This window comes from Nocardiopsis sinuspersici (assembly GCF_001998325.1).
GTDB classification, from domain to species: Bacteria; Actinomycetota; Actinomycetes; order Streptosporangiales; family Streptosporangiaceae; genus Nocardiopsis; species Nocardiopsis sinuspersici.
Genome location: NZ_MCOK01000001.1, coordinates 4,247,616 through 4,266,506 on the forward strand (window position 1 = coordinate 4,247,616; position 18,891 = coordinate 4,266,506).

The 18,891-nt window shown below is 71.4% G+C and carries 17 protein-coding genes; 6 read left to right on the forward strand and 11 right to left on the reverse strand.

The annotated features are described in order from the left end of the window. Window positions 1–308 precede the first annotated feature (308 nt). From NOSIN_RS18365 to NOSIN_RS18375, 3 genes are all read right to left on the reverse strand, one after another. A complete protein-coding gene (locus NOSIN_RS18365) occupies window positions 309–1,616 on the reverse strand; it encodes an SGNH/GDSL hydrolase family protein (RefSeq protein WP_077691934.1) in 1,308 nt (435 codons plus the stop codon). 23 nt (window positions 1,617–1,639) lie between these two features. Beyond that, the gene (locus NOSIN_RS18370; RefSeq protein WP_236743393.1) at window positions 1,640–2,425 is read right to left on the reverse strand and encodes a polysaccharide deacetylase family protein; all 786 of its coding nucleotides are present in this window, start codon (window positions 2,423–2,425) and stop codon (window positions 1,640–1,642) included. A gap of 142 nt (window positions 2,426–2,567) precedes the next feature. Next, on the reverse strand, window positions 2,568–3,584 hold the full coding sequence (locus tag NOSIN_RS18375; protein ID WP_077691935.1) for a LacI family DNA-binding transcriptional regulator: 1,017 nt from the start codon (window positions 3,582–3,584) through the stop codon (window positions 2,568–2,570). A gap of 161 nt (window positions 3,585–3,745) precedes the next feature. Here NOSIN_RS18375 and NOSIN_RS18380 point away from each other — a divergent pair, with 161 nt between their 5' ends. Further along, entirely contained in the window at window positions 3,746–4,921 is a 1,176-nt protein-coding gene (locus tag NOSIN_RS18380) for an endo-1,4-beta-xylanase (protein WP_077691936.1), read from the forward strand. Window positions 4,922–5,018: 97 nt separating this feature from the next. Here the strand turns inward: NOSIN_RS18380 and pth are convergent, their stop codons facing one another. The 4 genes from pth to glmU form a co-directional block, all read right to left on the reverse strand. Then, on the reverse strand, window positions 5,019–5,681 hold the full coding sequence (pth, locus tag NOSIN_RS18385) for an aminoacyl-tRNA hydrolase (RefSeq protein ID WP_077691937.1): 663 nt from the start codon (window positions 5,679–5,681) through the stop codon (window positions 5,019–5,021). Window positions 5,682–5,775: 94 nt separating this feature from the next. Further along, window positions 5,776–6,381, reverse strand: coding sequence for a 50S ribosomal protein L25/general stress protein Ctc (locus NOSIN_RS18390; RefSeq protein ID WP_077691938.1), 606 nt, complete (start codon window positions 6,379–6,381; stop codon window positions 5,776–5,778). A 570-nt stretch (window positions 6,382–6,951) separates the two neighbouring features. Further along, a complete protein-coding gene (locus NOSIN_RS18395) occupies window positions 6,952–7,920 on the reverse strand; it encodes a ribose-phosphate diphosphokinase (RefSeq protein ID WP_077693650.1) in 969 nt (322 codons plus the stop codon). 17 nt (window positions 7,921–7,937) lie between these two features. Then, window positions 7,938–9,398 carry a bifunctional UDP-N-acetylglucosamine diphosphorylase/glucosamine-1-phosphate N-acetyltransferase GlmU gene (gene glmU / locus NOSIN_RS18400; protein ID WP_077691939.1) on the reverse strand — a complete coding sequence of 487 codons (1,461 nt, stop codon included), beginning with the start codon at window positions 9,396–9,398 and terminating at the stop codon, window positions 7,938–7,940. A 681-nt stretch (window positions 9,399–10,079) separates the two neighbouring features. Here glmU and NOSIN_RS18405 point away from each other — a divergent pair. The 5 genes from NOSIN_RS18405 (at window position 10,080) to NOSIN_RS18425 (ending at window position 14,508) form a co-directional block, all read left to right on the forward strand. Next, window positions 10,080–11,042, forward strand: coding sequence for an acyl-CoA desaturase (locus tag NOSIN_RS18405; RefSeq protein ID WP_077691940.1), 963 nt, complete (start codon window positions 10,080–10,082; stop codon window positions 11,040–11,042). Window positions 11,043–11,056: 14 nt separating this feature from the next. Then, entirely contained in the window at window positions 11,057–11,722 is a 666-nt protein-coding gene (locus NOSIN_RS18410; RefSeq protein ID WP_171986608.1) for a TetR/AcrR family transcriptional regulator, read from the forward strand. 82 nt (window positions 11,723–11,804) lie between these two features. Then, on the forward strand, window positions 11,805–12,314 hold the full coding sequence (locus NOSIN_RS18415) for a MarR family winged helix-turn-helix transcriptional regulator (protein ID WP_077691941.1): 510 nt from the start codon (window positions 11,805–11,807) through the stop codon (window positions 12,312–12,314). Between the two features lie 70 nt (window positions 12,315–12,384). Next, window positions 12,385–13,332: a GDSL-type esterase/lipase family protein gene (locus tag NOSIN_RS18420; protein ID WP_077691942.1), complete on the forward strand. Its 948-nt coding sequence runs from the start codon at window positions 12,385–12,387 to the stop codon at window positions 13,330–13,332. Between the two features lie 195 nt (window positions 13,333–13,527). Then, complete coding sequence (locus NOSIN_RS18425) at window positions 13,528–14,508, forward strand: SGNH/GDSL hydrolase family protein (RefSeq protein WP_077691943.1); 981 nt, start codon at window positions 13,528–13,530, stop codon at window positions 14,506–14,508. 64 nt (window positions 14,509–14,572) lie between these two features. Here NOSIN_RS18425 and NOSIN_RS18430 read toward each other — a convergent pair whose 3' ends face one another. The 4 genes from NOSIN_RS18430 to NOSIN_RS18445 all read right to left on the reverse strand — a co-directional run bounded on the left by NOSIN_RS18430 (window position 14,573) and on the right by NOSIN_RS18445 (window position 18,726). Then, the gene (locus NOSIN_RS18430) at window positions 14,573–15,073 is read right to left on the reverse strand and encodes a glutathione peroxidase (RefSeq protein ID WP_077691944.1); all 501 of its coding nucleotides are present in this window, start codon (window positions 15,071–15,073) and stop codon (window positions 14,573–14,575) included. 291 nt (window positions 15,074–15,364) lie between these two features. Beyond that, a complete protein-coding gene (locus NOSIN_RS18435; RefSeq protein WP_077691945.1) occupies window positions 15,365–17,143 on the reverse strand; it encodes an ABC-F family ATP-binding cassette domain-containing protein in 1,779 nt (592 codons plus the stop codon). A gap of 178 nt (window positions 17,144–17,321) precedes the next feature. Continuing rightward, on the reverse strand, window positions 17,322–17,513 hold the full coding sequence (locus NOSIN_RS18440) for a hypothetical protein (protein WP_077691946.1): 192 nt from the start codon (window positions 17,511–17,513) through the stop codon (window positions 17,322–17,324). Between the two features lie 280 nt (window positions 17,514–17,793). Continuing rightward, window positions 17,794–18,726, reverse strand: coding sequence for a sugar-binding transcriptional regulator (locus NOSIN_RS18445; protein WP_077693652.1), 933 nt, complete (start codon window positions 18,724–18,726; stop codon window positions 17,794–17,796). Between the last annotated feature and the right edge of the window lie 165 nt (window positions 18,727–18,891).

Sequence of the window (18,891 nt, forward strand, 5' to 3'; positions counted from 1 at the left end):
CCCAGGTCTGCGTGTGTGGACGGGGCGCACGTCGAGCGCGGGCATGGACCGACGCCCCGAACAGTAACCAAAAGTGTCGAGAAAGTCGCGTAGCGTTGCGGCTTGTTGGTCAAGAAGACCCGGTCGACCCAAAATGTGTCCGTGTCGGAACCGGGTCCAGCCGCAAGGTGTGGACCGTTAGGGACACATGAGCCTGAGTAAAGAGATTGACCGAAACCCGCTACACAGCGTCACGACTCCCTCCGGAGCCCGGCGGGGCGGCCACGACCGGGTGGCCGCCCCGCCGGCTTCCGCCGGTCCGTCGTTTCCTATCCGTGGGCTCCGGGGCGGAACAGCCGGGAGGGGATCACCTCGGCCATGGCCGCCATACCGGCGTCGTTGGGGTGCAGGCCGTCACCGCTGTCGTAGTCGGGCCGCAGGCGCAGCGGGTCCTCCGGGTCGCGCAGCGCCTCGTCGAAGTCGATGACGGCGTCGTACTCCCCGCTCGTGCGGATCCACTCGTTGACCGCCTGCCGCTTGGCCTCGTTCTCCTCGGTGTGGAAGCCGAGCGAGTCGCCCTTGAACGGCAGGATGGTGCCGCCGTAGACACGCAGGCCGGCGGCATGCGCCCGGGTGACGAGCTGGCGGTGCGCACCGATGATCTCCTCGGCCGTGACGGTCTCCGAGATCGGCGCCGTCGTGCCGGGGTGGCCGAGGTCGTTCACACCGAGCAGGACGATGACGTGGCCCACTCCCGGCTGTGACAGCACGTCCCGGTCGAAGCGGCGCAGGGCGCTCTGCCCGAAGAAGGCCGCGTAGTCCTCCGCGTCGCTGCCCTCGGGCGGGTTGGGATCGTGCAGGAGCCGGTTGCCGGCGATCCCCAGGTTCAGCACGCCGGTGTGTCCCAGGCGCTCGGCGAGCAGGTCGGGCCACCGGTGGTTGGCGTTCACCTCGGTCTCGGAGCCGTCGGTGATGGAGTCGCCCAGGGCCACCACCGAGTCGGCGACCCTGCTGCGGGCACGCACGCCGACCCCGGAGAGGAAGTGCCACTGGGTGAGCGTCTCGGTCGCCTCGACGGTCCTGTCGCCGGTGACGTCGCCCTCGGCCACGACGTTCTCCTGGTAGGAGAAGGCGTGCAGGGTGCTCACCGGGGTCCTGTCCGGAACGTGGATGCTCACGACCAGGTCGGAGCGCGGGGGCAGCGCCAGCGGCACCGGATCGCTGATCATCGGAGCACCGGCCGGAACGGTCGCCGACGTGCGTCCGCCGAAGGTGACGGTGCGGTCGGTGGACGGGTCGATGTCGGTTCCCGACGCGCCCGCCCGGAGCGCCACGTGCACCTCTCCGAGGCGCAGCGGCGTCTCACCGAACTCGTTGGTGAGCCGCAGGCGCAACTGGTCGCCGCCGATGCTGGTGTGGACGACCTGCCGGATGGTCTGGTCGTGCAGGACCGGGGTCGCCGTGGCCGGTGTGGCGGTCGGTACGGACGCCCAGGTGCCGACCCAGTTGTCGGGCCCGCCGCCGGCGGAGGGCTTCGCGGGATCGGCGGAGGCGGAGGTCGCGGTCCAGCCTGAGAGCAGGACCAGCGCGCTCACCAGGACGGCGGCGCGGCGCCGCCAGAGGGGGGTGTACGGCATGTCATCTCCTCGGTCCGCGGGGACTACCCGCGCCGCGCGGGGCGGGTGAAGTGCCAGCCGTCGGATTCGAGGGCCGGGATGAGTCGGGCCACGGCGGCGACCGTCTGGCCGCGGTCGCCTCCTCCGTCGTGCAGGAGCACCACCGACCCGGGCCTCACGCCCTCCTCCAGGCGCCGGAGGAGTACGTCGGTTCCGGGCGGTACCCAGTCCTCGACGGCGAGGCTCCAGCCGAGCGGCTGCATGCCCAGTCCCGCGGCCACCTCCGGGGTCCGGCCCCAGGCTCCGTAGGGCGCCCGGAAGTAGGGGACGCGGGCGTGCGGCACCGCTTCACGGATCGCCGCGTTGGTCTCCAGCAGGTCCGCGCGGACGTCCTCCGCCGACCAGGTGCTCATGTCGTCGTGGCTCATCGTGTGGTTGCACAGCGTGTGCCCGTCCGCCGCGATCCGCCGGACGATGTCGGGGTGCTGGCGCACGTGGTCTCCCCACAGGCAGAACACGGCCTTGACGCGGTGCTCGCGCAGCACGTCGAGCAACCGGGGCGTGTTGCGGGGGTCGGGCCCGTCGTCGAAGGTGAGCGCCACGGCCCGGCCGCCCCGCCGCGTCGAGTCGACGATGTCGGGGGTGGCGGGACCCTTGGAGGTGGAGGGCGACGAAGAGGGGGACTCCGCGCGCGGAGCGCGACCGTTGAGGGTGGTGGAGGGTGACGGGAGGGCGTTTGCCGGAGTCGCGACGCACAAGGCGAGTCCGAGGGTGATCAGGGTCGTCAGAAGGCGGCCCCGTGTTCGGGAACGTCCGCGAGGGATGGTCACACAGGTCTCCTTGGCCACGGAGAGCGGGGGGGTTGTTCCGGAAGCTTCCGGAAGGTAAAGGCAGCCTAAAGAGCACCGCGGCGCGGTGTCAACGAACCCGTGCGAACCGTGTCGCCCTCTCACCGCCGCCGTGGGCGGCGGTTCACGGCGGCGGTCCGGTGCTGTCCCGGACGACGAGCTCGGTCGCCAGCTCGACCCTCGGGCTCTCGATCGTCTCGTGCTGCACGAGCCTGTGCACGGTGCGCACCGCGAGCCGGCCCATGTCCGACAGCGGCTGGCGCACCGTGGTCAGCGACGGCGAGGACCAGCGCGCCTCCGGCAGGTCGTCGAAACCCACCACGCTGACGTCGCCGGGGACCCGCAGGCCCCGCCGCCGCAGCGCCTCGTAGACGCCGAGGGCCATCTGGTCGCTGGCCGCGAACACGGCCGTGGGCGGATCGGCGAGGTCGAACAGTCGCTCCCCCGCCCGGAAACCGGACTCGTAGCCGAACTCCCCCGGTATCACCAGCTCGTCGTCGACGGCCAGTCCCGCGGTCTCCAGCCCGGCCCGGTACCCGTCGAGCCGGGCGCGGCTGCACCACAGCTCGGGGCGGCCCGCGACGAGGGCGATGCGGCGGTGCCCGAGGTGGATCAGGTGCTCGGTGGCGCTCAGGCCCCCGGCCCAGTTGGTGGCGCCGATCGTGGGCGTGGCCAGGTCCGGGACGCCGACCGGGTCGACGACCACGGCGGGCACGTGCAGCTCCCCCAGCTCCGCCTGTAGGGCGGGGTCCAAGTCCGTGGTCACGAGGATGGCGCCGTCGCTGGCTCGCGAGCGCACGTTCTCCAGCCACTGGCGTGTCGAACTGGCCCTGCGGTGTATGGCCGAGACGACGATGCCCGTGCCCACTGTGTGTGCGGCGTCCTCCACGCCGCGGATGATCTCGACCGCCCACGGGCTGTCCAGGTCGTTGAAGACCAGGTCGAGCAGGCCGATCCGCTCCCGGGGGCGGCTGCCGCGGCGCCGGTAGCCGTGGACCCTGATCAGGGTCTCGATGCGTTCTCGCGTGGCGGGGGCCACATCGCCCCGGCCGTTGAGGACGCGCGACACCGTCGGCGCGGACACGCCTGCCTCGGCGGCGATGGCGGAGATGGTGACGTCTCGTGACGGGCTGTCGGCCACTGGTCCTCCCTTGTACTCACTCAGGGTACGAGCACGGGCGGCGGGCCGGTACACCGATACGGCCGGACCTTGACGCTTCGCACGTCAACAGCCTAGTGTCCATTTCCCACATGTTACGGAATCTTCCGGAACTTCCGTAGATGCGAGAACTGGAGCCCCCCATGAAGCCGGTCCGCCTCATCACCGCCACCCTCGCCGCGGCGGCGCTGTCGATACCCCTGGCCGCTCCGGCGTCCGCCGACCCGGCCCCCGACCACCGGGGCCACAACCACCCCGGGCACGCCAAGCCCGGCACACTGCGCTGGGCCGCGCCCGACGACCTCGTCATCGGCACCGCCGTCGCGGGCGGCGGGCACCACCTCGAACAGGACTACCCCGACCCCTTCACCTCGGACAAGGAGTACCGCAAACTCCTGGCACGCCACTTCAGCTCGGTCTCCGCCGAGAACCAGATGAAGTGGGAGTACATCCACCCCGCACGGGGCGAGTACGACTTCGGGATGGCCGACGCCATCGTGGAGTTCGCCGAGCGCCACGGCCAGGACGTGCGCGGGCACACGCTGTTCTGGCACAGCCAGAACCCCGCGTGGCTGGAGGAGGGCGACTTCACCGACGAGGAGCTGCGCGAGATCCTGCACGACCACATCACCACCGTCGTCGGTCGCTACGAGGGCCGGATCGACCAGTGGGACGTGGCCAACGAGATCTTCGACTCGTCGGGCGAGCTGCGCACCGAGGAGAACATCTGGATCCGCGAGCTCGGCCCGGGGATCATCGCCGACGCCTTCCGCTGGGCGCACGAGGCCGACCCGTCGGCCGAGCTGTACTTCAACGACTACGGCGTCGAGGACGTCAACGCCAAGAGCGACGCCTACTACGAGCTCATCCGGGAACTGCTCGCGGACGACGTGCCGGTGCACGGGTTCTCCGCCCAGGTGCACCTGAGCACCCAGTACGGCTTCCCCGGGAGTCTTGAGGAGAACCTGCAGCGCTTCGACGACCTGGGCCTGGGCACCGCCCTGACCGAGGTGGACGTGCGCATGCGGCTTCCGGAGAGCGGGGAGCCGACCCCGGAGCAGTTGGAGCAGCAGGCCGACTACTACGAGCAGGCGCTCTCGGCGTGCCTGGGCGTGGAGGGCTGCGGCTCCTTCACCATCTGGGGCTTCACCGACAAGTACTCCTGGGTGCCGGTGTTCTTCGAGGGCGAGGGCTCCGCGACGATCATGGACGGGCAGTTCACGCCCAAGCCCTCCTACTTCGCCCTGAAGTCCACCCTCCTGGAGGCCGGGGACGACCACGGGTGGGGTCCCCCGCCCTGGGCCGGTCGCGACTGGTAGCCGAGCGGCCCCGCGCTGAGAGCGGCCCGCCGTGCCCGCCGTCGGCGGGCACGGCCCCGTCCGGGCCGGGAGTACCGTCCCTCCCGGTCCGGACGGCTCAGGCGACGGTGTGGTAGATGTTCTGCGCCCGGCCCAGGCCCTCGGTGAGGACGGTGCGGACCGCGTCGGCGGCACGCTCGACGTTCAGGTCCAGTTCGGCGCGCTCGGCGGAGGAGAAGTCCTTGAGCACGTACGCGGCCGGGTCCGTCCGGCCCGGCGGGCGGCCCACACCGAAGCGCACCCGGACGTAGTCGGGGCTGGACAGGGACGCGGTCATCGACTTCAGGCCGTTGTGCCCGCCGGGGCCGCCGCCCTTCTTGAGCTTGAGCGCGCCGTAGTCGATGTCCATCTCGTCGTGCACCACGACGATCCGCTCGACGGGCACCTTGTAGAACCGGGCCAGCCCGGCCACCGGGCCGCCCGACAGGTTCATGAAGCTCCGCGGTTTGGCCAGCACCACCGGCACACCGTCCAGGCGGGTCTCCACCACCTCGGCGTGCGCCTTGTGCGCCTTCCAGCGCTCACCCCCGGCGAGCGCGTCCACCACCAGGAAGCCGGCGTTGTGCCTGTTCCCGGCGTACTTGGGCCCGGGGTTGCCCAGTCCCACGACGAGCCAGCGCTCGGTCTCAGCCATGTCCTCGTTCTTCCCACCGGCGTTCTCGCCGCCGGCCTCTCCTCCGCCCGCGCCGCCGCCGAACAGCCTGCTCCACCAGTTCCCCATGGGACACGACCCTACCGACACGGCTACCGACACGCCGAACGCGCGGCCCCTCCACGGGAACCGCGCGTTCGTGCGATCTGGGGACGCGACCGCCCTACTCGGCGGCGGCCTCCTCGGTGGCCTCGCCCTCGGCGGCCTCCTCGCTGGTCTCCGGCTCGTCCGAGACGCGCGGCGCGGAGACGGTCAGCAGGATGGTCTCGGGGTCGGTGACCAGAACGGTGCCGGAGGGCAGCTTGATGTCGGCGGCGGTCTTCGTGGTGCCGACCTCCAGACCCTCGACGTCGACGTCCACACCCTCGGGGATGTGGGTGGCCTCGGCCTCGACGGCCACGGTGACGAGCTCCTGGGTGAGCACACCCGGCGCCTTGACCTCACCGGTCAGGTGGACCGGGATCTCGACCTCAACCTTTTCGCCCTTGGACACGACCAGCAGGTCGACGTGCTCCAGGAAGCCCTTGATGGCGTCGCGCTGGACGCTCTTGGGCAGGGCCAGGTTGTCCTTGTCCACACCGTCGAGACGGATGAGGACGTTGGGGGTCTTCAGGGCGAGCATGAGCTCGTGGCCCGGCAGGTTCAGGTGGCGGGGCTCGGTGCCGTGGCCGTAGAGGACGGCCGGCACCTTACCCGCGCGGCGGGCGCGCCGGGAGGCGCCCTTGCCGAATTCCGTGCGGGGCTCGGCAGCGATACGTACCTCGGACACGACAAAACTCCTCGGGTTCAACCCCGCAGCACGGGGAACACGACTCCAGTAGTACGAACGATTCCCGCCCTCGGCGGGGAATGCGGCGGGGTCACCCCGCGGTTCGGGGGACGCAACCGTCCTGGTTCCAGGCGTGCCCGGCGAGCCGCCACCGGACCCGCCCGGCCCGGGAACGCTCGTCGCGCACCCCTGCCCGTACTTTCACACGCAGCCTCACGGACTCCGCCTGGGCACGGGGACACTCGGCCAAGTCTAATGGCTCCGCTGACGACTCCGAACACCCCCCGCGTACTCTCCCCCTCCCCCGCTCGGAGGGCCCCGGCCGAGCGGGCCCGTCCGCCCGCGGTCAGTGCACGTACTCGGCGCACCCGGCCGGAAGCAGCACGGACCCCGGCGCCAGGTCCTCCGCCCGTACGCAGACGGTGCACAGGCACGCCTGGGCAGCCACGGAGCAACAGGGCGGGGAGGCCCGCCGCGGGGCGAGGCCGGAGGGGGTCCACGCAGGCGGGACGCACCGGCGGAACCCGGCCCGTACGGCCCGGGGCGGGGCGCCCGCCCCGCCCGTCGGACCTACTCGAACAGGCTCGTCACGGAGCCGTCCGTGAAGACCTCGCTGATGGCGCGGGCCACCAGCGGGGCGATCGAGAGCTGGGTGAGCTTCTCGAAGGAGCGCTCCTCGGGGACGGGCAGCGAGTTGGTGATGATCACCTCGGAGATCCGCGAGTTCTGGAGGCGCTCGGCCGCCGGCCCCGACAGCACGCCGTGCGTGGCGGCCACCAGGACCTTGGACGCGCCCTGCTCGAACAGCGCCTCGGAGGCCTTCACGATGGTGCCGCCGGTGTCGATCATGTCGTCGACCAGCACACAGGTGCGGCCCTCGACCTCGCCGACGACCTCGTGGACCTTCACCTGGTTGGCGACGTCCGGGTCACGGCGCTTGTGGATGATCGCCAGCGGCGAGCCGAGCCGGTCGGCCCAGCGGTCGGCGGTGCGCACACGGCCCGCGTCCGGGGAGACCACGGTGATCCCGGACGGGTCGACCCGGCCCGCGATGTGGTCGGCCAGGATCGGCAGCGCGAACAGGTGGTCCACCGGCCCGTCGAAGAAGCCCTGGATCTGGTCGGTGTGCAGGTCGACGGCCATCATCCGGTCCGCGCCCGCGGTCCGGAACAGGTCGGTCACCAGACGGGCCGAGATCGGCTCGCGGCCGCGGTGCTTCTTGTCCTGGCGTGCGTACCCGAGGAACGGCGTGACCACGGTGATCCGCTTGGCCGACGCGCGCTTGAGCGCGTCCACCATGATCAGGTGCTCCATGATGGACTCGTTGACCGGGTCGAAGTGGGGCTGGATGACGAAGGCGTCACAGCCGCGCACCGACTCCAGGTAGCGCACGAAGATCTCGCTATTGGCGAAGGTGTCGAACCGGGTGGGGACCACGTCGATCCCCAGTTCCTTCGCGACCTCCTCGACCAGGCTCGGGTGCGTGCGCCCCGAGAACAGCATCAGGTTCTTCTGGCCGGTGGCCTTCATCCCGGTCACGTGTTTCTCCCCCACAGTCACTGCTCTTCGTCGGCTCTGTGCCGATCGGCCTTGTCCGCCGCCTCGGCGGAGGCCGTCCCGGGGCGTTTGCGCCGGGTCCAGCCCTCGACGTTGCGCTGGCGGTGTCCCTCGGAGATCGCCAGCGCGCCTGGCGGCACGTCGTCGCGGACCACGGTCCCCGCACCGGAGTAGGCGCCGTCGCCCACGCGGACCGGGGCGACGATGGTGTTGTCGCTGCCGATCCTGACGTGGTCGCCGATGACGCTCCGGGACTTGTTGACCCCGTCGTAGTTGACGAACACCGAGGAGCAGCCGATGTTGCTGCTCTCGCCGATGTCCGCGTCCCCGACGTAGGTCAGGTGCGGGATCTTGGATCCGGTGCCGATGTTCGAGTTCTTGACCTCGACGAAGGCACCGGCCTTGGTCCGCTCGGCCAGGCGGGTGCCCGGCCGTAGGTAGGTGTAGGGGCCGACCGTGGCCCCGGGGCCGATCTCGGCCCGGTCCGCGGTGGTCTCGCTCACCGTGGCGCCCGCGCCGACGACCGTGTCCCTCAGGTCCGCGCGGGGGCCGACCACCGCGTCCTCGCCGACGGCGGTGGCGCCCAGCAGCCGGGTCCCGGGTTCGAGCACGGCGTCGCGGCCGATGGTGACCTGGGCGTCCACCCAGGTGGTGGCGGGGTCGACGACGGTGACCCCGGCGAGCATGTGCTCGGCGAGCAGGCGGTCGTTGAGGACGCGGCGGGCCTCGGAGAGCTGGACGCGGTTGTTGACTCCCTGGACCTCGTGCCAGTCCTCGGCGACCCAGGCCCCGACCCGGTGCCCGTCACCGCGCAGCAGGGCGACGGCGTCGGTGACGTACTCCTCGCCCTTGGCGTTGTCGGTGGACAGGCGCTGGACGACCTCGCAGAGCAGCGCGCCGTCGAAGGCGTACATGCCCGAGTTGATCTCGTCGATCGCGTGCTGCCGGGGGGTGGCGTCGGCCTGCTCGACGATCTCGGTGAAGTCGCCGTCCTCGTCGCGGACGATGCGGCCGTAGCCGTGGGGGTCGGGCACACGTGCGGAGAGCGCGGTGAGGGCGTTGCCCTCCTTCTCGTGGGCGGCCACGAGCTCGGAGAGCGTGGAGCCGCGCAGGAGCGGGGTGTCACCGCAGGTCAGGACCACGGTGCCGCTGAGCTCGGTGCCTCTGGCGGCCAGGTCCTCGACCGCCATGCGCACGGCGTGTCCGGTGCCGTTCTGTTCCTCCTGGACCGTGGTGGTGGCCTCGGGGGCGACCACCTCCAGGTGTGCCCTGACCTGGTCGCGGGCGTGTCCTACGACCACGACCGAGTTCTGGGGGTCGAGTTCTCGCGCCGCCGCGAGCACGTGGCCGAGCATGCTGCGGCCGTTGAGCTCGTGAAGAACTTTGGGAAGCTTCGACTTCATTCGGGTGCCCTCGCCCGCCGCGAGGACGATGACGGCAGCCGGACGGTTCACGCTCACAGAAGGGGACCCCTCGTGAATATCTGGTGACTGAACTGTCGGCTCGCCCTTCGGCGGCGCGACCCGGCATGCCGCACGGGCGGCCGTCGGATGACCAGCGGCCGACATGGGAAGGATACATGTGCGTCACCCGCGCTCAGCGGGCGCGTCGCGCCGGGGCGGACCGGGGCCGAGGGGCCCGTCCGCCGGTGGCTCCGGCTTTCCGGGCCGCCAGGTGGGAAGTGTGTGAGATGGGACGCGCCGCCCGTGCGCGCGCCGGGGCGAGGGGCCCGCCGCCGGCCCCGGGCCGGTACGGCGGGGGCGGGCGAAGCGCCGCCCACGCGCGCGGTCCGACCGCGCGGGGCCTCGTCTTCGCTCCTCGCACGCGTCGCGGCCGCTCACCTGCGCGAACGCGAAGCCGTCAGGGCTCCCGGACCAGGGCTCGAACCTGGACGATGGGGACCAAAACCCCACATGCTGCCGATTACATCATCCGGGAACGCGTTGGGTGGGAACGTGCCTCACCCGTACGCCAGCAACCAAGATAGCGCCTCTCGTGTGGAGCTTGCCAAACCTACGGGGTCGTAGGTTACGGTTACGTAGGAATAGGTTGGGTCGTCGCGACGGGTGCCCACGCACCCCATCGGACGCCGTCCTGACCGCGACTACGCTGCCTGACGGCTTGATGGCGAGGAAGAACCCATGACCGCTGCTCCCGAGTTGCCGACCATGAACAGTGAGAGAAAGCGCGAACCGATCCCCGAGTACGAGCCCGAACCGCGGGGCAGGGCCGAGCGCTACACGGTCTTCGCGTTCGTGTTCGTGCCGCTGATCGCGCTCCTGGCCTCGGTGCCCTTCTTCTGGGGTTGGGGACTGAGCCTCACCGACATCGCCATCGCCGCGGTCTTCTACGTGATCAGCGGACTGGGCATCACGGTCGGCTTCCACCGGCACTTCACCCACGGCTCGTTCAAGGCCAAGCGCCCGCTGCGCATCGCTCTCGCGGTCGCCGGTTCCCTGGCCATCGAGGGCAGCGTCATCAAGTGGGTCGCGGACCACCGCCGCCACCACAAGTACGCCGACGCCGACGGCGACCCGCACTCGCCGTGGCGCTTCGGCGACGACTGGAAGTCGGTGGCCAAGGGCCTGTACTACGCGCACATGGCGTGGATGTACCTGGACGAGAAGAAGACCTCGCCGCGCCGCTTCACCCCCGACCTGCTCAAGGACAAGGACATCGTCCTCGTCGACAAGCTGTTCCTGCCGATCGTGCTCTTCTCCCTGGGCGCTCCGGCCCTCGTCGGCGGACTGGTCACCATGTCCTGGTGGGGCGCGCTGACCGCGTTCTTCTGGGCGAGCCTGGTCCGCGTCGCCCTGCTGCACCACGTCACCTGGTCGATCAACTCCATCTGCCACACCATCGGCGAGGAGAACTTCGAGGTGCGCGACCGCTCCCGCAACGTGTGGTGGCTGGCCATCCCGTCCTTCGGCGAGTCCTGGCACAACCTGCACCACGCCGACCCCACCTGCGCGCGCCACGGCGTGCTCAAGGGGCAGATCGACATCTCCGCCCGCGTCATCTGGTTCTTCGAGAAGTTCGGTTGGGCCTCCAAGGTCCGCTGGCCCAACAACGAGCGACTCGCCGCCAAGCGGGTCAGCCCCTAGGATCGGTAGCCATCATGGGAGTAGCCGACAGCGATCACAAGGTCCGCGTGCGCCGCAAGCGCATGACGGGCAAGGAGCGTCGGCAACAGCTTGTGGAGATCGGCCGGGAGCTGTTCGCCGAACGCGGGTTCGACGCGGCCTCCGTCGAGGAGATCGCGGCACGGGCCGGTGTGTCCAAGCCCGTGGTGTACGAGCACTTCGGCGGCAAGGAGGGCATCTACGCGGTCGTGGTCGACCGTGAGATGCGCGTCCTCCTGGGGATGATGGGCGAGGCCCTCACCGCCGACAGCGCGCGGAACAAGATCGAGAACGCGGCCCTGGCCCTGCTGCGCTACGTGGAGGAGAACACGGTGGGGTTCCGGGTGCTGACCCGCGACTCCCACGTGGCCTCCGGCACGGGGAGTTTCGCCAGTCTGATCAACGACATCGCCAGCCAGGTCGAGCACATCATGGTCGACGAGTTCGCCGAGCGGGGCTATGACCCGGCACTCGCGCCCATGTACGCCCAGGCCCTGGTGGGCATGTGGGCGCTGACCGGCCAGTGGTGGCTGGAGGTGCGCAAGCCCAAGCGCGAGGTGGTCGCGGCGCACCTGGTCAACCTGGCCTGGAACGGGCTGTCGAGCCTGGAGCCCAAGCCCAGGTTGCAGAACAAGCAGAACAGGAGGCGCAGGTCGGGCTGACCCTCCGGCTTCCGCCGACGGTGGGGCGGGTATGTGCGCATACCCGCCCCACTATCTTGATGTCAAGAGATATGCTGTCCCCATGCGCGATGAAGTGGATGGGCTGATCGAGGCGTGGCGCTCCGAACGCCCGGACGTGGATGTGACACCCCTGGAGGTGTTCAGCCGGGTGTCCCGGCTCGCGCGCCATCTGGACCGTGCCCGGCGCACGGTCTTCACCGAGCACTCCCTGGAACCGTGGGAGTTCGACGTGCTGGCCGAGCTGCGCCGTTCCGGGCCCCCGTACGAGCTGAGCCCCGGTCGGCTGCTGCGCGCCACGCTGGTGACGTCTGGGACCATGACCAACCGGGTGGACCGGCTGGCCGCGGCCGGGCTGGTGCGGCGGCGCCCCGACCCCGCGGACAAGCGCGGGGTGCTCGTGCGGCTGACCGGGCAGGGCGCCGAGCGCATCGACGCGGCCCTGGCGTCCCTGGTGAGCTACGAGGAGAGCCTCCTGGCCCCGATGCCCGACGAGGACCGTGAGCGGCTGGCATCGTTACTGAGATGCCTTCTGGTGCCCCTCGACAGGGGTCCCGGCGGTCCGCAAGGGTAGTCGGGCGGTACCCGTCCCTCACCGGGCCCGCGTCCGGGCGCGAACCACTTCCGGGCTTTGGAGATCACTGATGAGAAGGTGGACGGCCGCGGCGGCCGTGGTCGTGCTGGCCACGGGGTGCGGCGGTGGCGACGGCGAGGAGGCGGCGGCCGCCCCGGGCTACTACCTGTCCCTGGGCGACTCGCTGACCGTGGGCGTGCAGCCCGACGAGAACGGCCACCCCCGGCAGACCTCGGAGGGGTACACCGACGTCCTCTACCGCACCCTGTACGACTCCGACTCCACGCTGCGGCACGAGCGGATGGGCTGCGGCGGCGAGGACACGACCACCTTCGTCGAGGGCGGGCTCCCCGACTGCGACAAGCGCTACGAGCAAGGTTCACAGCTTGAGGAGGCCGAGGCGTTCCTGGCCGGGCACGAGGGCCAGGTGGACCTGGTGACCCTCACCATCGGCGGGAACAACTTCACCAGCTGTGTGGAGGGCGTACGGGACCCCGGCGGCGGGGCCGACCTCCCCGAGGACGTCGGGATCAACGAGGAGTGCGTGGCCGACGGGCTGGAGCGCGTCGAGACCGAGGTCCCCGTGATCGCCGAGCGGCTGCGCGCGGCGGCCGGCCCCGACACGCAGATCGTCGGGATGACCTACTACAACCCGTTCCTGGCGCTCCTGCTGCTGGACGGGGAACCCGCCGGGTCCGCCGGGGCGACGGCCGGGCCCGACGCCGAGGCGACCGGCGGCGACGAGCTCGCGGAGCGGGCGGTGGACACCCTCACACGGCTGAACGAGTCGCTCACCGCGTCCTACTCCGCGGCCGGGATCGACGTCGCGGACGTGGGCGCCGCCTTCGAGTCGACCAACGCGGAGGTTCCCGCCGACAGCGACACCGGGATGCCGGTGAACCTCCAGAACATCTGCGACCACACGTGGATGTGCGACACCGACCGGGGGCCGGACATCCACACCAACAAGGCGGGCGCGAAGGAGATCGCGGAGGTCTTCGCCGAACAGGTCCGCTGACCGGCGCCGTCCCCGGCCTGGGGGCACCTCCCCTCCCACCCGTTCCCCCACCCCGTCCCCGCGTGTTCGGCGGGAGGCGGGGCCGCCGTGTGCCGTACGACGCACGGCCGCCTCGCGTGGGGACCGCGCCCCTGGGTAGTCCCAACCCCGGTACGCGCAGTCGATCCGTGGGGGGAACACGTGCGAGTCCGGTGGGTGGCGGCGGCGGCCGCGGCCGTGTTGGCGGCGGGGTGCGGCGCGGGCGGCGGTGACGGCGGCTCCGGCGGTGGCGGCGGCGGGGGCGATGGGGACGGCGGCGGGAAGGACCACTACCTGTCCCTGGGCGACTCGCTGGCCGTGGGCGTGCAGCCCGACGAGAACGGCCACCCCCGGCAGACCTCGGAGGGGTACACCGACTTCCTGTACCGCACCTTGCGCGAGGAGGACCCCGGGCTGCGGCACGAGCGGATGGGCTGCGGCGGCGAGGACACGACCACCTTCATCGAGGGCGGCATCCCCAAGTGCGACAAGCGCTACGAGCACGGTTCACAGCTTGAGGAGGCCGAGGCCTTCCTCGCCGGGCACGAGGGCCAGGTGGACCTGGTGACCCTCACCATCGGCGCGAACAACTTCACCGACTGCGTGCGGGGCGTGAACTCCCCCGACGGCAGGGCCCCGGACTCCGAGGACGTCGACATCGACTCCGAGTGCGTGGACGAGGGCCTGGACCGGCTGGAGAAGGAGGCCCCCGTGATCGCCGAGCGGCTGCGCACGGCGGCCGGCCCCGACACGCAGATCGTCGGGATGACCTACTACAACCCGTTCCTGGCCTTCCTCCTGCTGGACGAGGACCCCGCGCACCAGGCGTCGGCCGCCGCCGAGGAGGCCAAGGAGGTCTTCCCCGAGAAGGAGGCGCGGAGCGGGCTCGCGGAGGAGTCGGTGCAGACCCTCACCGAGGTCAACGAGATCCTCACCGAGGCCTACGAGGCCGAGGGGATCGACGTCGCGGACGTGGGCGCCGCCTTCGAGTCGACCAACGGAGAGGTGCCCGAGGGCAGTGGCACCGGGATGCCGGCGAACCTCCAGAACATCTGCGACCACACGTGGATGTGCGACGGCGAGCGCGGCCCGGACATCCACCCCAACGAGGAGGGCGCCCGGAAGATCGCGGGTGTCTTCGCCGACCAGGTGGACTGACCGGCGGTGTCGGGCCCGGCGGCCCGTACCGGACCGGGCCGCCGGGGCGCGCCCGGACGACCGGCTACTCCCTCCCCCCGGGGAGCGACTCCTCGATGAGCGCGACGATCCCGGGATCGTCCGGCACCGTGCCGGGGTGGAAGCGGTGGACGGTGCCGTCGGGGAGGACGAGGAACTTCTCGAAGTTCCACCGCACCCTCCCGGATCTGCCCTCGCCGTCGGGGACCGATGCGAGCGCGGCGTAGAGGGGGTGGCGGTTCCTGCCGTTGACCTTCACCTTGGCCATCATGGGGAACGTGACGCCCCACGTGGTCGCGCAGTACGCCGCGATCTTCCTCTCGTTGCCGAACTCCTGGAGGAACTGGTTGCTGGGGAAGCCGAGCACGGTGAAGCCCCTCCCGCCGTACCGGTGCTGCAACCCCTCCAACCGCGCGTACTGCGGGGTGAGGCCGCAGCGCGAGGCGACGTTGACCACCAGCCTCACCTTGCCGGACCACTCGCCGAACGTCGTCTGACGCCCGTCGATCAGCGTCACGGGGATCTCGTCCAGGCTCGGGGGGATCATCGCGTTCACTTCCTGCCTTCTCGGGGATGCTCCACTCGGCGCGCGGCGCTTCCGCCGGGGTGTCGGGAAGCACACGCGTCCGTGGTGGGATTCTCCCCCGGAAGAGCGGATTCGATCACACGTGCCACGGCCCCGGCGGGCGAGGACGCGTGCCGGGGCCGCCACAGGCCGGACCGTGTCAGTCGAAGGGTCCTCGGGGCGCGCGAAAGGGGGCCGGCCGTTTTCGCCGACCCCGACCGAACGATCCCCCATGCCGGAACCGACAGGTCTTGTTCGTGCGCGAAGGGCCGTCTACTCGTCCACGACCTCGGCCTGCTCCAGCCAGACCTCCTCCAGCTCACCGCGTTCGGTGGCCAGGGTCTTGGCCTCGGCGTCGAGCTCGGCGAGCCTGGCGTAGTCGTCGGCCGCGGCGGCCATCAGCTCGTGCAGCTCCGCCTCGCGCTTGGCGATGCGGTCCATGCGCCGCTCGACGCGCTGCAACTCCTTCTGCGCGGCGCGACGCTCGGCCGCCGACACGGCGGGCCGCTCCGGCGCGGTGTCCGACGCGGACGCCTCGGAGGCGCCCTGCGGCAGGGTGTCCCCTCCCGCGCTCCGCGCGCGTCGCTCCAGGTACTCGTCCACGCCGCCGGGCAGGAACGCCAGGCTGCCGTCGCCCATGAGGGCCATCACCCGGTCGGTGATGCGCTCCAGGAAGTAGCGGTCGTGGCTGACCAGCACCAGGGAGCCCGGCCAGCCGTCGAGCAGGTCCTCCAGCTCGGTGAGGGTCTCGATGTCCAGGTCGTTGGTGGGCTCGTCCAGCAGCAGCACGTTGGGCTCGTCCATGAGCAGCCTCAGCAACTGGAGCCGTCGGCGCTCGCCGCCGGACAGGTCGCCGATCGGGGTCCACTGGCGCTCGCCCCGGAACCCGAACCGCTCCAGCATCTGGCTGGCGGTGTAGTCGCGCTTGCCGATGGTGATGTGCTCGCGGACCTCCATGACCGCCTGGAGGGGGCGGAGCGTGGGGTCGAGTTCGACGATGTTCTGGGACAGGTGGGCGAGCTTGACGGTCCGGCCGGTGCGGACACCGCCGGAGTCGGGCTCGCGCTCCCGGGCGAGGATCTTGAGCAGGGTGGACTTGCCCGCGCCGTTCACCCCGACCAGGCCGACCCGGTCGCCGGGCCCGAGCTGCCAGGTGAGGTGGTCGAGCAGGACACGGTCGGGGACGGACACCGACACGTTCTTGAGGTCGATGACGGTCTTGCCCAGCCGTGAGCTGGCGAAGCGGACGAGTTCGACGGTGTCGCGGACCGGCGGCTCGTCGGCGATGAGCTGGTTGGCCGCCTCGATGCGGAACTTGGGCTTGGAGGTGCGGGCCGGGGCGCCGCGGCGCAGCCAGGCCAGCTCCTTGCGCATGATGTTCTGGCGGCGCTCCTCGGCGGCGGCCGCCTGGCGCTCGCGCTCGGCCTTGGCCAGGACGTAGGCGGCGTAGCCGCCCTCGTAGCGCTCGACGGTGCCGCGCACGATCTCCCAGGTGCGGACGGTGACGGCGTCCAGGAACCAGCGGTCGTGTGTGACGACCACGAGCGACTCGGGCCGGCCGCGCAGGTGCTCGGCGAGCCAGGCGATGCCCTCGATGTCGAGGTGGTTGGTGGGCTCGTCCAGGATGATGAGGTCGTGGTCGTCGACCAGGAGCCTGGCCAGGCCGGAGCGGCGGCGCTCTCCGCCGGAGAGGCCGCTCATGGGGGTGTCCAGTTCCCAGCCGCTGAGGAGGCCGCGCAGGATGTCGCGGATGCGGGCGTCGCCCGCCCACTCGTGCTCGGCGCGGTCGCCCAGGACGAACTCACCGACCGTGGTGTCGGGGAAGGTGTCGCGCTGGTGCAGGAAGCCGACGCGCAGTCCGCGGTTGTGCACCACCCGCCCGGAGTCGGGTGCGGTGATGCCGGCGAGCACGGAGATCAGCGTGGACTTGCCGCCGCCGTTGCGGCCGACCACGCCGATGCGTTCACCCTCCTCCACACCGAGCGACACCTTGTCGAGGAGCACGAGCGGCCCGTAGGCCAGGGACACGTCCTGAAGATTGACCAGATTCATCAGTATCCATTGTGGCGGCAGTGCCGTGGTGCATGGACCGTCGCCGTGCCCGGCGGACCGTGCGCCGGGGCCGCCCCACCCCGTGGGCACGCCTCCGCGCGTCCCGGCCGCCCCGGTGTCCGTCCCCGTGTCCAGGGGTCGCCGAACGCGTCGGCGCCGACGGGCGGGAGCGCCGGGGTCAGGGCTGCGGCAGCCGGGTGAGGGTCTCGGCGTACCGGTCGGCCTGCTCGTCGGTGCGGGCGTACATGACGGGGCTGTCCGCGCCCTTCGGGGTGATCTTCCAGACCGCGCCCCGCCCGTGCTCTCCGGGCGCCATACGGACGAACCGGACGTCGGGGTGACGCGCCGCGAGGTCCTGCCGATGATTCATGGGGAAACCGTAGCCCCTCGCGGGGGGGCGGCGCCCCGCTTCCCCGGACCGGGGACCGCACCGGGAGGAAGTCCCCGGCGGCCTTGGCGGTCCCGCGACCCCCTCCGCGTCCAGCCCGTGGACCCGCGCGTGCCGGGCCGGGGTCCGTGGGCGCGCACCCCGTGTTCCCGGGCCGCCCCGGCCCCAGCCGGCGGTGGCGGCGGTCGGCCGGCCCCCGGCCACCTCGTGCGGGGCCATGAGAACCCGTGGACCGCCCTGCTCACGGTCTCCTCGCCCGCTCCTACCCCGGCGGCTCCTCGTCGAGCAGCAGCCGGGCCACCGCGCTGTCCGTCACCAGCGTCGAGACCAGCCCGCTCCTGAGCGCCGCGCCGACGGCCCTGGCCTTCGCCTCGTCCCCGGCCCCCGCGACCGCCACCACCTCCGGCACCTCGCGCAACTGCTCCGCGCGGACGCTGATGACGCGCTCGTCCAGGTCGCTGTGCACCTGCCGTCCCTCGGCGTCGAAGAGCTGAGCCGACATCTCCGCGCACACGCCCAGCTCCGTGTACCGGGCACGCGAGTCCGCGTCCAGGGCCTGGAAGACGGTCGAGTTCCGCTCGTCCCAGCCGCCGATCGCCACCACGGCCGTCGTCAGCCGGTCGTAGTGCGCGAACGCCGACGCGATGCCCGGGTCGGCCCGCAGGGTCGCCGCCGTCGCGGCGTCGGGCAGGATGAGCGGCGCGTAGATCGGGTACGCCGGCCCGCCCGCCAGCGCCGCCGCCCGGCGCACCGTCTCGACCGATCCGCCTCCCTCGGCGTGTTCGGAGAGCACCCCGTTCAACTGCACCACCGTGCACCGCGGCAGCTCGACCATGTCGGCGCCCATCGTCTGGAGCGCCCTGCTCCAGGCGAGCCCCAGCACCTCGCCGGGCCGCACGATCTCCGACAGCAGCCGCGCCACCACCGACCCCAGTGCCCGGCGCGTCTCCAGGAAGTCCTCCGAGGCCTCCACGACGATCGTCCGGCGCAGGCCGAAGGCCGCGCTCATGCGCTCGGACAGGTCCCCGTCCAGCCGCGCGGGCAACCGGATGTCGATACGCACGATCCCGCTGGCGCGCGCGGCCTCCAGGTCCCGGGCGACCTTGAACCTGCTCAGCCCGAACTCCTCGGCGATCTCCACCTTCGACCGCCCGTCCAGGTAGAACCTGCGGGCGATCGCGGCGAGCCGCACCATCTCCGCGGGGCCGCTCGGGCCCGTCTCCTGAACGTCACCACGCCGCTCGCTCATATGTGCAGGAGTGTACTCGATTGTGCTCCTTCCATTGACACCGTGTTCCCCTTGGGCTTTCAATGAGCTGAACATATGTGATCATCACCGCTCAAACGAGCAAACAAACCC

What these genes read in the sequence shown, in the direction of transcription:
- NOSIN_RS18365 (WP_077691934.1), bottom strand. Translation starts at nt 1,616, where the DNA reads ATGCCGTACACCCCCCTCTGGCGGCGCCGCGCCGCCGTCCTGGTGAGC.
- NOSIN_RS18380 (WP_077691936.1), top strand. Translation starts at nt 3,746, where the DNA reads ATGAAGCCGGTCCGCCTCATCACCGCCACCCTCGCCGCGGCGGCGCTG.
- pth (WP_077691937.1), bottom strand. Translation starts at nt 5,681, where the DNA reads ATGGGGAACTGGTGGAGCAGGCTGTTCGGCGGCGGCGCGGGCGGAGGA.
- NOSIN_RS18405 (WP_077691940.1), top strand. Translation starts at nt 10,080, where the DNA reads ATGACCGCTGCTCCCGAGTTGCCGACCATGAACAGTGAGAGAAAGCGC.
- NOSIN_RS18410 (WP_171986608.1), top strand. Translation starts at nt 11,057, where the DNA reads ATGGGAGTAGCCGACAGCGATCACAAGGTCCGCGTGCGCCGCAAGCGC.
- NOSIN_RS18415 (WP_077691941.1), top strand. Translation starts at nt 11,805, where the DNA reads ATGCGCGATGAAGTGGATGGGCTGATCGAGGCGTGGCGCTCCGAACGC.
- NOSIN_RS18420 (WP_077691942.1), top strand. Translation starts at nt 12,385, where the DNA reads ATGAGAAGGTGGACGGCCGCGGCGGCCGTGGTCGTGCTGGCCACGGGG.
- NOSIN_RS18430 (WP_077691944.1), bottom strand. Translation starts at nt 15,073, where the DNA reads ATGATCCCCCCGAGCCTGGACGAGATCCCCGTGACGCTGATCGACGGG.
- NOSIN_RS18435 (WP_077691945.1), bottom strand. Translation starts at nt 17,143, where the DNA reads ATGAATCTGGTCAATCTTCAGGACGTGTCCCTGGCCTACGGGCCGCTC.
- NOSIN_RS18440 (WP_077691946.1), bottom strand. Translation starts at nt 17,513, where the DNA reads ATGAATCATCGGCAGGACCTCGCGGCGCGTCACCCCGACGTCCGGTTC.
- NOSIN_RS18445 (WP_077693652.1), bottom strand. Translation starts at nt 18,726, where the DNA reads ATGGTGCGGCTCGCCGCGATCGCCCGCAGGTTCTACCTGGACGGGCGG.